At 73.5% G+C, this 13,484-nt stretch carries 14 protein-coding genes; 4 read left to right on the forward strand and 10 right to left on the reverse strand.

From position 1 onward, the window contains the following. Positions 1-71: 71 nt before the first annotated feature. Entirely contained in the window at positions 72-887 is an 816-nt protein-coding gene (locus tag O7627_RS10880; RefSeq protein ID WP_278093371.1) for a DUF2637 domain-containing protein, read from the reverse strand. A gap of 244 nt (positions 888-1,131) precedes the next feature. Here O7627_RS10880 and O7627_RS10885 point away from each other — a divergent pair, with 244 nt between their 5' ends. Continuing rightward, the gene (locus O7627_RS10885; protein WP_278093372.1) at positions 1,132-2,085 is read left to right on the forward strand and encodes a GNAT family N-acetyltransferase; all 954 of its coding nucleotides are present in this window, start codon (positions 1,132-1,134) and stop codon (positions 2,083-2,085) included. Here the strand turns inward: O7627_RS10885 and O7627_RS10890 are convergent. After that, positions 2,082-2,402 (reverse strand): hypothetical protein, encoded by a 321-nt coding sequence (locus O7627_RS10890; protein ID WP_278093373.1) that lies wholly within the window; start codon positions 2,400-2,402, stop codon positions 2,082-2,084. The two genes, O7627_RS10885 and O7627_RS10890, sit on opposite strands and share 4 nt — an antisense overlap. A 3-nt stretch (positions 2,403-2,405) precedes the next feature. Between O7627_RS10890 and O7627_RS10895 the strand changes: the two genes are divergently transcribed. Continuing rightward, the gene (locus O7627_RS10895; protein WP_278093374.1) at positions 2,406-2,792 is read left to right on the forward strand and encodes a VOC family protein; all 387 of its coding nucleotides are present in this window, start codon (positions 2,406-2,408) and stop codon (positions 2,790-2,792) included. Positions 2,793-2,823: 31 nt separating this feature from the next. Here the strand turns inward: O7627_RS10895 and O7627_RS10900 are convergent, their stop codons facing one another. Further along, positions 2,824-3,981, reverse strand: coding sequence for a cellulose binding domain-containing protein (locus tag O7627_RS10900; protein ID WP_278093375.1), 1,158 nt, complete (start codon positions 3,979-3,981; stop codon positions 2,824-2,826). 77 nt (positions 3,982-4,058) lie between these two features. Here O7627_RS10900 and O7627_RS10905 point away from each other — a divergent pair, with 77 nt between their 5' ends. Beyond that, positions 4,059-5,081 carry a CehA/McbA family metallohydrolase gene (locus O7627_RS10905; RefSeq protein WP_278093376.1) on the forward strand — a complete coding sequence of 341 codons (1,023 nt, stop codon included), beginning with the start codon at positions 4,059-4,061 and terminating at the stop codon, positions 5,079-5,081. An 11-nt stretch (positions 5,082-5,092) separates the two neighbouring features. Here the strand turns inward: O7627_RS10905 and O7627_RS10910 are convergent, their stop codons facing one another. From O7627_RS10910 to O7627_RS10930, 5 genes are all read right to left on the reverse strand, one after another. After that, a complete protein-coding gene (locus tag O7627_RS10910) occupies positions 5,093-6,205 on the reverse strand; it encodes a cellulose binding domain-containing protein (RefSeq protein ID WP_278093377.1) in 1,113 nt (370 codons plus the stop codon). Positions 6,206-6,277: 72 nt separating this feature from the next. Beyond that, on the reverse strand, positions 6,278-7,417 hold the full coding sequence (locus O7627_RS10915) for a cellulose binding domain-containing protein (protein ID WP_278093378.1): 1,140 nt from the start codon (positions 7,415-7,417) through the stop codon (positions 6,278-6,280). Between the two features lie 69 nt (positions 7,418-7,486). After that, positions 7,487-7,924: a DUF1349 domain-containing protein gene (locus O7627_RS10920; RefSeq protein WP_278093379.1), complete on the reverse strand. Its 438-nt coding sequence runs from the start codon at positions 7,922-7,924 to the stop codon at positions 7,487-7,489. A 50-nt stretch (positions 7,925-7,974) separates the two neighbouring features. Beyond that, a complete protein-coding gene (locus O7627_RS10925; RefSeq protein ID WP_278093380.1) occupies positions 7,975-8,880 on the reverse strand; it encodes an LLM class flavin-dependent oxidoreductase in 906 nt (301 codons plus the stop codon). Further along, complete coding sequence (locus O7627_RS10930) at positions 8,877-11,078, reverse strand: LLM class flavin-dependent oxidoreductase (protein WP_278093381.1); 2,202 nt, start codon at positions 11,076-11,078, stop codon at positions 8,877-8,879. Before O7627_RS10930 ends, O7627_RS10925 begins: the two co-directional genes overlap by 4 nt. 78 nt (positions 11,079-11,156) lie before the next feature. Between O7627_RS10930 and O7627_RS10935 the strand changes: the two genes are divergently transcribed. Beyond that, complete coding sequence (locus tag O7627_RS10935) at positions 11,157-11,633, forward strand: MarR family transcriptional regulator (protein ID WP_278093382.1); 477 nt, start codon at positions 11,157-11,159, stop codon at positions 11,631-11,633. Positions 11,634-11,646: 13 nt separating this feature from the next. Here O7627_RS10935 and O7627_RS10940 read toward each other — a convergent pair whose 3' ends face one another. Further along, positions 11,647-12,408 carry a PIG-L family deacetylase gene (locus O7627_RS10940; protein ID WP_278093383.1) on the reverse strand — a complete coding sequence of 254 codons (762 nt, stop codon included), beginning with the start codon at positions 12,406-12,408 and terminating at the stop codon, positions 11,647-11,649. A gap of 113 nt (positions 12,409-12,521) precedes the next feature. Then, the gene (locus O7627_RS10945) at positions 12,522-13,388 is read right to left on the reverse strand and encodes a helix-turn-helix transcriptional regulator (RefSeq protein ID WP_278093384.1); all 867 of its coding nucleotides are present in this window, start codon (positions 13,386-13,388) and stop codon (positions 12,522-12,524) included. Between the last annotated feature and the right edge of the window lie 96 nt (positions 13,389-13,484).

Consider the following 13,484-nt stretch of genomic DNA (forward strand, 5'->3'; position numbering starts at 1 on the left):
CCGAGCCGCCTGGCCACGTTCACGAACGTTCCTGGTGAAGGCACCGGGCGAGCGGCGGCAACAGGCTGGCGTCAGGCGGCCAACTCGTGGTCGCGGGCCTGGCGGCGGACGGCGCGCAGCCGGGCGGGGGTGATACCGAGTTCACGGGCGACGTCGACCTCGCTGGCCTCCGGCCGGTCCGCCTGGATGGCAGCGGCCAGCGCGGCCGTCTCGGCGACCGGCCGGCGGGGGCGGGCCGCCGGCTTCGGCCGGGCGGACCGGGTCGCGGTCGGCTGGAAACCGGCCATCTCCACCACCGCCGACGAACCGTTCACCTTCGTGGCGGCGCCCACCTTCGCGGGCGCCCGGCCGTTCCCGGCCGGGCGGGGCGCCGGCGGGGTAGCCCGCTCGACCGCCGCCGCAGGTGGGTCGGCCGCCGGCGCCTCGGCCATCCCGATGCCCGCCGGACCCGGCGTGCGGTCGGCCGCCTGCGCGTCCGAGCGGGCGGCCGCCTCGGCGGTGGAGATGTGTCCGCCCAGCTCGACCAGGCAGATGCTCGCGACCACGATCAGGCCGTCCACCGAGAGCGGCAGCAGGTACGGGGAGGCGCCGGTCTCGCCGTACCGGGCGGCGACGCCGACCATGTGCCAGTAGGAGACCCAGGCGGCGATGCCGGCGATGATGGCGGTCGCGGCCAACCGGGCGGCGGCCAGGCTCCGGCGGTGCACCGGTACCCGGGAGATCAGCTCGACCGTGAGCAGCAGGGCCAGCGGCGGCCAGGCGGCGATCGCCTGGCTGACCGGGTTGTCCTGGGCGTGCAGAACGTTGGCCGCCACCGAGGCGGCCACGCCCAGCGCCAGGGTGGCGCGGACGGCCCAGCGGACGCGGCGTAGCTGTGCGAGGGGCACCGGTTGCTCCTTAACCTTCGTGCGGTCCCTTCGATCGCACGGGCCTGCCGGCCCGATCGCCGCCCATCTTCGCGGTCGAAGGTTTCGGTTCGGGACAACCGTACGGATTGCGGCGTGTCGCGTACATCCGTTCGCGCTCCGTGTGCATGGCCGCGGGTGGCGTGGCTGCGCGTGCCTGGCTGCGCGGGCGACCGGTGAGAAACCGTTTCGTCGGCGCCGTGCGGAACTGGCACAGTGGCGCACCATGACGGGCTTCGAGCTCCTGACCGCCGCGGACATCCCGCTCATGCAGGGTCTGGCGCAGCGGGTCACCGCCCTCCGCCCGGACCAGATCAGCGCTGGCGCCTCGTACGGGGAACTGGCCTGGGTCTGGGGCCAGGGCTGCGCTCTCTACGGCGCGACCTGGCCGCGTCGGCTGTGGTTCTCCGGCCCCGATCTGGTCGCCTGGGGCTGGGCCTTCCTGCCGCGCCAGGTGCGGCGCACCGACGGACCGGTCACGGCCGTCACCGGCGCCTCGCTGAGTTACCAGGTCCATCCCGACCACCTCGAACTGGTCGACGAGGTGATCGACTGGTACGACCAGGTGGCGGCCGGTCTCGAACGCACCGCGTCGCCGACGTCCGCCGAGGAGGTCGCGCTGCGGCGGTGGGCGGCGCACGGCTACCTGCCCGACCAGGCGACGCTCGGCGACGCCGGCGACTGGACCCAGCTCAACGAGCGGGACCTCACCGAGGTGGAACAGCCGGCGCTGCCGGCCGGGTTCCGGTTCCGCACCGCCGACGAGGCCGGACCGGAGGCCGCGGTCCGGGCGCATGTGGACGCCTGGACCGGCTCGACGTACTCGGCCCGGAGCTACTCCGACGTCCGGCGGACGGCGGCCTACCGCGGGGATCTGCACCTCCTGGTGCAGGCGCCGGACGGCACGATGGCGTCCTCCACCATCATGTGGCTCGACCAGGCGAACCGGACCGTCGAGTTCGAGCCGGTCGGCACCCATCCGGACTACCGGCGGCGCGGGCTGGCCAGGGCGCTGATGTTGCGGGGGATGCGGCTGGCGCGGGCGGTTGGGGCCACCCACGCGACGGTCGTCTGCCTGGGCGCGCCGGCGCACCCGGCGGCCCGCGGGTTGTACCACGGCCTCGGGTTTCGGGAACTGTCGCGGGACGCACCGCTGATCAAGCCCGCGACCGCGGGCTAGGCGCTGCCGGCACCGCCGCTGAACACGGAACGGGCGAAGACACCACGCAGTTCGGCGGTCCGGGTCGGGTCCTCGACCATGGGCGAGTGGCCCAACCCCGCCGGCAGCTTGACCTCCGCGCCCGGGACATCGGCGTACAGCTCGGCCGAGGAGGAGCGCCAGCGCTGATCCTCCTCGCCGAAGAGGACAAGTACCGGCTTGCCGAGGGCGGTGCGCCGACCGTGGCTCGCGATTTTCGGTTGCGCTCCTGAGGCGCGCCTGCGAGCGTTGGCGCTCCAGACGACGTACCCGGCAGTTGGTCCTATTGGGGTGTTCATCGGATGACCGCACGTATCCGGCACATCGATGTCGATTGCGCTGAGCCGTACCAGCTCGCTGGCTTCTGGTCAGCGGTTCTCGACTACCCGGTGCATCCGGACGACCAGCCGGATGACGACGAGGTGTTGATCGTCGCCACCGAGGGCGCCGGGCCGTCGATGCTGTTCCTGCGGGTACCGGAGGGCAAGTCGACGAAGAACCGGCTTCACCTCGACGTGCAGCCGACCGACCGGACCCGGGACGAGGAGGTCGAGCGACTTGTCGGGCTGGGCGCCGCCCGGATCGCCGACCACCGCCGGCCGGACGGCACCGGCTGGGTGGTGCTCGCCGACCCGGCCGGCAACGAGTTCTGCGTCGAACGCAGCGACGCCGAACGCGGACCGAGCTGATCCCCGTCACCTGCCCCGGGGCGGGCCCGGGTCAGCCCGTGGCGCAGGGCTTGTCGTTGAGGGTGAAGCCGGCCGGTGGCGCGTTGCCGCCCCTCCAGGTGCCGAGAATGCCGAACGAGACGCTGCCGCCGGCCGGGATGGTCCGGTTCCAGCGCAGGTCGCGGGCGGTGACGGTGGCGCCCGACTGGGCGTGCCGGGTGTTCCAGGCGGTCCGGACGCGCTGGCCGTCGGAGTAGGCAAAGGTCAGGGTCCAGCCGTCGACCGGCGCGGATTCGAGGTTGTGGATGGTCACCTCGGCGATGAACCCACCCCTCCACTGCGCCTGCACGGCGTAGCTGACCTGGCAGGTCGGGGGCGCCGGGGTGGGCGTGGCCGTTGCCTCGAGGGTGATGGTCGGGGTGGCGATCGAGAGGTTGCCGGCCGCGTCCACGGCCCGCACGTAGAAGATGTTTCTTCGGGACAGCACCAGGTCGACGCGGTGGCTGGTGCCGGTCACCGTGGCCAGCAGGGTCGAGGTGTACCAGCCGTCGAACCGGTACACCTGGTATCCGGTTACGCCCACGTCGTCGGTCGCCGCCGACCAGGTCAGTTCGGCGCTCGACCCGGTGACGTCGCGGGCCGCCAGGTCGGCGGGTGTCTGCGGCGGGGTGGTGTCCGGCCCGGTGTCGGTGGCGGGGGTCATGACCAGGACCGAGTTCGACGCGGACGAGGTCCGGCCGTCGACATCCCGGGCGTACACCTGGATGGTGTACTGCGAGGCCGGTCGGATGCCGCTGGTGAAAACGACGGTGGTGACGTCGCCGACGTGGCTCAGGCTGATGACGTCGTTGAACGCCCGCCAGACGCCGACGTCGTATCCGAGGAGGGGGCAGCAGCCGGGTGTCGAGGCGGTCCAGCTCAGCGTGACCGAGTTGGATCGGACGGCGACGACGGCCAGGTTGGTAGGAGTGGTGGGCCGGTCGCTGCCCGTCGGGCTCGGCGTGGGCGTCGGCGGTGACGTCGGCGGCGGCGGGGCCGGTGGTGTCGGAGTCGGTGGCGGTGGTTTCGTGGCGGACCACGCCGTCGGTCCGGCTCCGGCACCGGGTACGGCCACCAGCACCGAGCCGAACACCGCGACCGGTAGCACGACGGCGGCCAGCAGGCCCGACAACAAACCACGACTCGCCACTATGGAGCTGATTCCCCGCATCCCTCGACGATCCATCGGACATCGATGACTGTCAAGACGCCGGGGGTACGGGGATCGGGTCCGGTAGCCCGCCGACGATGGCGACCCGGGAGCCCGCACCGACCCGCGACGAACCGCGATTTCCGGCCGACCGGGTGACCGGTCGCGGGCGCGGCTGGTACCGGGGCGACTGCCACGTCCACACGGTGCTCTCCACCGGCGGGGAGTTGACGGCGGACCAACTCGCGGTCGCGGCCCGCCGGGCGGGTCTGGACTTCATCGTGACCACCGAACACAACACGGCGGACGGCCACGCCGTCTGGGCCGAACCGGCCGGTGACGATCTGCTGGTGATCGCCGGTCAGGAGGTGGTCACCGCGACCGGCCACTGGCTGGCGCTCGGCGTGCCCCGAGGCGCCGTCGTCGACTGGCGTCACCGGGCCGGCGACGGCGGCATCGACCGGCAGCTTGACCGGGTACGCAGCTCGGGCGGCCTGTCGGTGGTGGCCCACCCGTACGCGCCCTATCCGTCCGGCCGGTTCGAATATCCGCAGCAGGGATTCGACGCGGTGGAGGTGTGGAACGGCCGGTGGGCCTCCGACCTGCCGTGGAACGCCGACAACGAGGCGGCGCTGGCGGAGTGGGCGGACGGCCTGGCGGCTGCGGTCCGGAGCGGACGGTGGCGCCCGGCGATCGGCAACAGTGACGTGCACCTGGCGGACCAGATCGGTGAACCGCACACCGTGGTGCTCGCCGACGAGCTGAGCGCCGACGGGGTGTTGGCGGGTCTGCGCGCCGGCCGGTGCTGGGTCGCCCAGATGGCGGGCATCGAGCTGTCGGTGACGGCCGCGGCCGGCGGACGCCGGGCCGGACCGGGTGACCGGCTGACGGCCACCCGGGACGAGCCGGTCGTGTTCGCGGTGGAGGTGGCCGGCGTACCCCGTGGGGTGGTGAGCCTGCACACCGACCGGGGCGAGGCGCGCCGGGCGACCCTGCCCCGGCACGGCGCCGGCGCGCTCCGCTGGTCCACCACCGCCGGGGAGTCGCTGTTCGTCCGGGTCGAGGTACGCCACCGCAACGGCGAGATGGCGGCCCTGGCCAACCCGGTGATCCTGGGTTGATTGGTACCCGGTCAGCCGGTCGCGCAGGCCCCGCCGTTGAGGGTGAACCCGGTCGGCGGTGCGTTGCCGCCGGTCCAGGAGGCCATGATGCCGAACGAGACGCTGCCACCGGCCGGGATGAGCCGGTTCCAGCGCAGGTCCCGGGCCGTGACCGTGGCGCCGGACTGGGTGTACCGGGCGTTCCAGGCCGACCTGACACGCTGGCCGTCGGTGAGGTCGAAGGCGAGCGTCCAGCCGTCCACCGGCGCGGCTCCGACGTTGTGGACTGTCACCTCGGCGATGAACCCGCCGCGCCACTGCGCCGAGACGGCGTAGTCGACGTGGCAGGTCCGCTGCACCGGGGTCGTCGAGGGGGTCGGGGTCTGCGGTCCGGTGCCGGTGAAGCTGATCGTCGGAGTGGCGAGCGAGACGTTGCCGGCCGCGTCCACGGCGCGGACGTAGAACAGGTTGCGGCCCGGCGCCAGGCTGACCCGGTGGCTGGTCCCGGTCACGGTGGCCAGCAGCCTGGAGGTGTACCAGCCGTCGAACCAGTACACCTGGTAGCCGGTCACGCCCACGTCGTCGGTCGCCGCCGACCAGGTCAGCTCGGCGCCCCACCCGCTTGCGTCGCGGGCGGCCAGGTCGGTGGGCGCCTGCGGCGGGGTGGTGTCCGGGCCGGTGTCGGTGGCGGGCGTGACCACGCGCAGCGTCGCGCCGGGGGAGTAGGTCCCCTGGGTGTCGCGTGCCGACAGCGAGATGCGGAACTCGGAGGTGGGCCAGGCCCGGAAGGTGAGGCTGGTTGCGTCGCCGCCGAGCCGGTACGGGGTGATGACGTCGCTGAAGGCCGGCAGGACGCTGAGGTGGTATTCCGCGATGGGGCAGCAGCCGGGAGTCGCGGGGGTCCAGCTGATCGTCACCGAGTCGGTCCGGACCTCGGTGGCGACCAGATTGGTCGGGGCGCCCGGCGGGTCGCCAGGCGTCGGTGTCGGCGTCGGGCTCGGCTCGGCGGTGGCCGCCGGCGGCTGTGCGGCCCACGCCGCCGGTCCGGTGCCCGCGCCGGGTACGGCCACCAGCACCGATCCGAAGACCGCGACCGGCCCGACGACCGCGGCCAGCAGCGCCGGCACCAGTCGACGACCAGCCACTGTAGAGCGGAAATCGGGCATGACTCGACCTTCCCCGGGCAATAGATTGACGTGTAACGGCGTTGCGGTTTCCTATCCGGTGCACACCGAGTCGTTCACCATGAAGCCGGTGGGTGCGCGGTTGGCGCCGGTCCAGGTGCCGAGCAGGCCGAACGAGACGCTGCCGCCCGCCGGGATGACCCCGTTCCAGCCGACGTCGCGCAGTGTCACCGCCTCGCCCGACTGGGCGTGCGTCGCGTTCCACACCGAGCTGATCCGCTGGTCGTCGGGGTAGGCGAAGGTGAGCAGCCAGCCGCTGATGGGGGCGGTCCCGGTGTTGTGGACGGTCAGCCCGGCCACGAAGCCGCCGGCCCACTGCGCCTGCGTGGTGTAGGTGATCCGGCAGGAGACCGGGTCCACCGCCGGAGTGGTCGGCGGCGGTGTCGGTGGGGGCTCGGTCGGACCCGAGCCCGGCAGGCGCAGCGTGTTGGTGGCGATGGAGACGTTGCCGGCCGCGTCCCGGGCCCGGACGTAGAAGTTGTTGCGGCCGTTCGTCAGGGTCACCGGGTGGCTGGTGCCGGTCACGGTGGCGAGCAGGGTGGAGACGAACACCCCGTCGAACCGGTACACCTGGTATCCGGTCACGTCCGCGACGTCGGCGGGCGGTGACCAGGTGAGCACGGTCTCGGTCGGTGTCGCGTCCGAGGCGGTCAGGTTCGTCGGCGCCGGTGGCGGGGTGGTGTCCGGGCCGGTGTCGGTAAGCGGGGTGACGACGGTGACCTCGTTCGACAGCGCCGAGCGGCGGCCCTGGAAGTCCTTGGCGACGACCGTGAACTGGTACTGGGTGGCCGGCAGGATGTCGGCGGTGATGGTGGCGGTGGTGACGTCGCCGACGCTGGCCGTCGAGCCGACGTCGTAGAAGGCCCGGAAGGAGATGATGTCGTAGCCGACGATGGTGCAGCAGCCGCGGGTCGAGGCGGTCCAGGTGAGCGTCACCGAGCGGCTGGTGACGGCCGTCGCGGTCAGGTTCGTGGGTGCGGTTGGCGGGTACGGGGTGGTGCTCGGGGTGCCCGTCATGAGCGCCGGAGCCACGGGCAACGCGTGGGCGGCGATGGTCGCAGGTCCGGCGCCGACCCCGGTCAACAGGACGGCGAGTCCTGCCGCCGGAAGGACCGCCGCCAGCAGCACCGACATCAGTCGCCGACGTACCTGAGTGGACCTCTCGCCTGGCATACCCCGACGATGCGCCAGACATCGACAGTCGTCAAGGCTTTGCGTATTCCGGCGGGAGCCCGCACAAGGTCACGAACCGTCGCGTAGCTCCGCGAGACGGTCCGGGACGAACGAGATCTCGGCAAAGGTGACGGCGCAGCCGTCGCCGATCGGTGACTGCCCCTCGAAGCCGATCCGGTGCCCCTCGGTGAGGTCGTCGAGGTGGAAGTAGCGGACCAGTTGCCAGGTCTTCCCGTCGACCGAGGCGTGGTAGGCGTACGCCCGGTCGATCCGGCTGACCCGCAGCCACACCGACCGCCCGCCGACGACGAAGGCGTTCGCGTCGTCCGCGACGCCCCGACAGATCACCGAGACGATCATGGGCTCGCCGGCGGGGGAGCGCTCGAAGCAGAGCTTGCCCCACTGCCGCTCGTCGCCCCAGAGCAGCAGCACCCCGGCGTCGAAGGTCGAGGTGAACTCGGCGGTGAGCGGGAATGGCAGGCCGGGAACATCCAGCTCGGGAGGCATGGCTGTGCACGGTACCCCAGTCGGAGACATCGATGCCGGCCGTGCTGTACCTAACCCGGACCGGGGCGGGACCGGCCGACGAGTTCGCGGACCGCGGGCGCCACCTCGGCCGCGAACAACTCGGTGGTGGCGGTGTCGTCGGAGGCGAGCAGGTAGGCGCTGGTGCCGTAGGTGAGGGTGACCTCGGCGAGCTGCTCCACCCACTGGCTCGGCGGACCCTGCAGGAAGCCCCGCCCGGCGGCGGTGAACTCACCGGTGATGTTGAGCAGTCGCCGTACGCTGCCGGGGTCGCGGCCGGCGGCCCGGGCGCCCTCGTCGATGTGCCGGTTCAGCTCGGCCAGGTCGGCGACGCCGCCGGGCAGGTACTGGACCGACGGCAGCCAGCCGTCGGCGGCGCGACCGGTCATCCGCAGGATCCGGGGCTTGTAGGCGCCGACCCAGATCGCGGGCTGATGGGCGGGCGCGGGTCCGCGCTTGGCGCCCCGGACGGCGTAGTGCTCGCCCTCGACGGTGAGCCCGCCGCGCTGGTCGGCGTCCCAGATGCCCCGGATGATGGTGATCGCCTCCTCCAGGGCGGCGATCGACTCGCCGGGGGACAACCGGCGCCCGCCCATCGCCGCGATGCCGTCCCAGAACGCCCCGGCGCCGAGCCCGAGTTCGATCCGCCCACCGGAGAGCAGGTCGAGGGTGGCGACGCTGCGGGCGAGCACCGCGGGGAGCCGCAGCGGCAGGCTCGTCACGTTGGCGGTCAGCCGGATCCGTTCGGTACGCGCGGCGGCGTACCCGATCAGGGTCCAGGTGTCGTGGAACTTCGCCACGTACGGGTGGTCCTGGAAGGTGACCAGGTCCAGCCCGGCGCGGTCGGCCACCACGGCCTGTTCGACGGCGTGGCCGACCGGCTGGTTGGTGGGCGTGACGAAGGTGCCGAACAACAGGTCGTGGCCGTAGTCGGTCATGGTTGCCTCCGGGTGGGAGCGCGGTCCGGGGTGAGGTTGAAGTTGTCCCGGAACAGGTTCCCGGGGTCTAGTTCGATCTTGAGCCTACGGAGGCGGGCCAGGGTCGCGGGCGGGAACGCCTCGGCGAGCCGGTCCGGCCCGGTGCCGGTCTCGAAGCTGAGATAACTGCCGATCAGGTACGGCCGCAGCGGCGCCCACTGCCGGTCCAGCCGCTGGTCGTTGCCGCCCAACGCGGTGAGCTGGAAGCCGGCGTCGCGGTGGCTGTAGGCCATCGCGTCGTGCCCCACATCGGTGGTCGCGCCGCCCAGGCTGCGGATCTGGAAGAAGTGCACGGCTCCGCTGGCCAGCAGGTCGGCGCTGGCCGCGGCGAGCTGCGGCGTCAGGGCGGCGGCCAGCCCGGAGCGGGCCACCGGTTCGCCGCGCCCGGCGTGCGGGGTGTCCGGGAACATGTTCATCACCGCCGCGTAGCCGACGATGACCACCTGTTGCTGCACCAGCGGGGCGAGCTCGGCGAAGGGCTGGAGCTGCGCCACCACCTCCGCCGGGTCGTCCGAGGCGACCATCGCCATCACCTGGGCGACCGTCTCGCCCCGGCCGGCGGTCGGACCCATCAGCAGGAACGGCGTGGTCTCGCGCGGCGCGGCGGTGACGGCCCGCCCGAAGTCGACCAGGAACGCGGCCGGGTCGGCCACCTGGAACGCCAGCTGCGCCCAGCCGACGTCGGCGACCTCGTCGACGACGAACTCGAAGGCGACCGCGATGCCGAAGTTGGCGCCCGCGCCCCGGACCGCCCAGAACAGCTCGGCGTTGTCCCGCTCGGTGGCGCGGACCAGGGACCCGTCGGCCAGCACCAACTCGACCGCGCGCAGGTGGTCGATGGTCAGCCCGTGCTTGCGGGCCAGGAAGCCGATCCCGCCGGCGGTGGCCAGCCCACCGACCCCGACGCCGCCGTAGTCGCCCGAGCTCAGCGCCCAGCCGTACGGGGCCAGCGCGGTGGCGACCTGCTTCCAGCGCGCCCCGGGCCCGATCCGGACCAGCCGGGACGCCTCGTCGAGGATCTCGATCCGGTCCAGGGCGACCAGGTCGATGACGAGGCCGCCGTCGTTTGTGGACCGGCCGCTGACGCCGTGTCCGCCGCTGCGCACGCCGAGCGGCAGGTGCGGGTGCCGGCGGGCGAACGCCACCGCGTCGACCACCTCGCCGACCGTGCGCGGGCGCAGCACCAGTCCCGGCGCGCCGCCGCGCAGGTAGGTGGCGCGGGCCCGGCCGTAGCCGAGGTCGCCGGGCTCCACGGCGGTGTCGGCGAGCGAGGCCGGCAGCCCGTCGTAGTCGATGCCGGCGCGGCGCTTGGCGCGGACGTCGGCGCGGCGCATCGGCCGCGGGCGGGGTGCGGCCGGCAGGGCCTGCCGGATGGCCTGCGGCAGGCCGGCGGGGAACTCGTCGAGCTGCTGCCGGCGCGGGGCTGTCCCGTCCAGACGCAGGATGAGGGCGCCGACGGCGTGTTCAGTCACGACGGCGGCCAGGTCGGCGGGCTGGGCGCGTACCCCGGAGACGGTGACCGCCCGGCGGAGCTCGCGCGGGTCCCGGCCGGCCCGGGTCGCGGCCTCGTCGAGGAGCTTGAGCTGACCGGCCAGCTCCTCGGGGGCGGCCGGGTCCAGCGCGCCGAGCCAGCCGTCGGCCAGCTTCCCGGCGACCTCGACGCCGGCCGGGTCCGCGCCGCCGAACCAGACGGCGAGGTCGTGGGCGGGCGCCGGCCCGGGTTCGGCGCCGGCCAGCCGGTGGTGCGACCCCGGGTGGTACGCCCTGCGCGCGGCGGTGTCCCACAGGCCGCGGAGCACCGCCACCGCGTCGGCGGCGCCGGCGGTTGGCCGCAGCGCCAGGGTGACCCGGCCGCCGGCGAGCAGGTCCAGGCTCGCCGCGGCCCGGGCCAGCACGGCAGGCGGCCGCAGCGTCACGTCCAGGCCGGCGGCGACCAGCCCGATGCGCTCGGTGCGGGCGGCGATCCAGGCCAGCGTCGCCCAGCTGTCCGCGCCCGTCCCGTCGTCGCCCGTCCCGGCGTCGTCGGAGACGATCACCAGGTCGTAGCCGAGCCGCTCGCTGGCCACGGCCAGCTCCACCGCCTCGGCCGGGTCACCGGGTGGGAGCAGGATTCCCACCAGCACCGGGTGACCGGGTGCCGGCTGCCGGGTGTCGGCCATGAACCGCCTCCAGGAGCACTCTTGGTTGATTCGTCAACCAGCCTAACACCAGGTTGATGTGTCAACTAGAGTGGTGGCATGACGACCAGCCCGCTCGTCCCGGCCCAGGCTGACGCCTGGGCCGCCTTCCAGCGGATGCGGGTCCGGTTGACCGGCGCGATCGGCCGCGACCTCGCCCGGGCCACCGGCCTGTCGGAGGCCGATTTCGAGATCCTGGTCGCCGTCGACGAACAGGCCGACGGCCTGGTCCGGTCCCTGGCCCTGCGCTGCGGCCTGGAGTGGGAGAAGAGCCGGCTCTCCCACCAACTGCGCCGGATGGAGACCCGCGGCCTGCTGGTCCGCGAGACCTGCGAGGAGGACGGCCGGGGTGCGGTGGTCCGCCTCACCGAGCAGGGCCGCCGGCTGGCCGGCGAGGCCCGCCGGCACTACGACGAGGCCGTACACCGGCACGTGGTGCAGGCCCTCACCGATGACCAGTTGGCCGCACTGCACCAGATCTCCGACGCCCTCCTGCGGCACGTGGCCGCGGCACCGCACCGCCGACCCGGCGGTTGACCCGTGGTCGGCCTCAGAACAGGCCGAGCCGGAAGACCTCGAAGCTGGCGGCGTGCCGGACCCCCAGGCGGGTGCCGGTCTGCCGGGAGAAGCCCTCCAGGAACTCCTCCGGGTCGAAGTCCCCGGAGCCCAGACCGCGCAGGTAGGCGGCGTGCGCCTCCAGCGACCGGACGCCCAGCTGGAACGTCTCGGTGGTGTCGGCCGCGTGCTTCGACCGCGGCGAACCGGCCGCCCACACCTCCCGCACGCCGTTCCACGGCGGCAGGCCCTCGTCGACCTGCTCCCGGAACACCCAGCGGTTGCCGGCGTCGCGGGCCGCGTCGAGCACCGCCCGGCCGGTGACGATGTGGTCCGACATGTTCAACGCGTCGCCGGCGGTGTCCCAGCTGTCCCGGAAGTTGTTGGTGATCACGATCTCCGGCCGGTGGGTCCGGATCACCCGGCTCAGGACGCGGCGCAGCTCGACGCCGTACTCCAGCACCCCGTCCGGCAGCCCGAGGAAGTCGACCCGGGGCACCCCGACGATCGCCGCGGACTCCCGCTGCTCGGCCTCGCGCAGCGGTCCCGCCTCGGCCGGATCCATCCCGTCGATGCCGGCCTCGCCGCTGGTGAGCAGCGCGTAGATGATCTCCTTGCCCTGCCGCGTCCAGCGGGCCACGGCCGCGGCGGCACCGAACTCCAGGTCGTCGGGGTGGGCGACGATGGCGAGCCCGCGCTGCCAGTTCTCGTCGACGGGCGTCAGCGGATCGGGTACGGCGGGAGCGTCAGCGGTCATGGTGTCCATCCTCCCCGACGGGCCCCCGGACCACCCCGGCGGTGCGGCAGGATGTCCGTCATTTCCGAAGCTCCGCGAGCACCTGGGAACGCCGCACCAACCGCTGAGCCGGCTCACCCCCGCCCGGTGACCAGCCCGGCCGGTGTCGCGGGGAACTCCTCGATCCCCAGCACCCGCAGCAGTTCCAGCCGCTCGCGGGCCTCGGGGTCGGCCGGCGTGAGCACCAGCAGAAGTTGACGCTGGTCGGGGGTGACAAGGGTTTCGCAGTCCATCAGCAGCCGCCCGACCCGCGGCTGCAGCAGGGTCTTGCGGTCGGCGCGGCGGACCGCCACCTCGTGCTCGGCCCAGAGCCGCCGGAACTCGGCGCTCGCGCCCCGCAACCGCTCGACGAGCGCGGCGGCGGTCGGATCGCCGGACCGTCGGCCCACGGCCGCGCGCAGGTCGGCCACGAGCCGACGCGCGTTGTACTCGTGCTCCTCGGGCGGGTTGACGGTCCGGGCGGCCGGCTCGGTGAACCAGCGGTACGCGGTGTAGCGCCGGTCACCGGAGAACCTGGTGTGATCACCGCTCAGCAGGACGGACATCCGGTTCTGGGCGAGGATCTCCCCCAGGTCGGACACGACCAGCGCCGGTGTGTCGCCGAGCAGGTCGAGCATCCGCACCAGCCCGGCGCGGGCCAACCGGGCCACCCCGTCGGCGGGCGGCGGCTGGTGGCCGGCCAGGTGGAACAGGTGGTCGCGCTCGTCTTCGGAGAGGCGTAGCGCCCGGGCCAGGGCGCCGAGCAGTTGGGTCGACGGCTGACTGCTGCGGCCCTGCTCAAGGCGTACCACGTAGTCCACCGACATGCCGGCGAGCATGGCCACCTCCTCCCGCCGTAGACCCTTCGTCCGGCGGCGTGGGCCGTCCGCGAGGCCGACCTCGGTCGGGCGGATCGCCGCGCGACGGCGGCGCAGGAAGTCGGCGAGCTGGTCACGCTGCATGGCGCCATGCTGCCCCGTGTCGGGCGACCCGATCCAGGGAGCGGCGCTCCCACGATGAACGCTCCGCTCCCGCGCCGCCTGGGGCGGGCGCAGGGT

Source organism: Solwaraspora sp. WMMD1047, assembly GCF_029626155.1.
Classification (GTDB): Bacteria; Actinomycetota; Actinomycetes; order Mycobacteriales; family Micromonosporaceae; genus WMMD1047.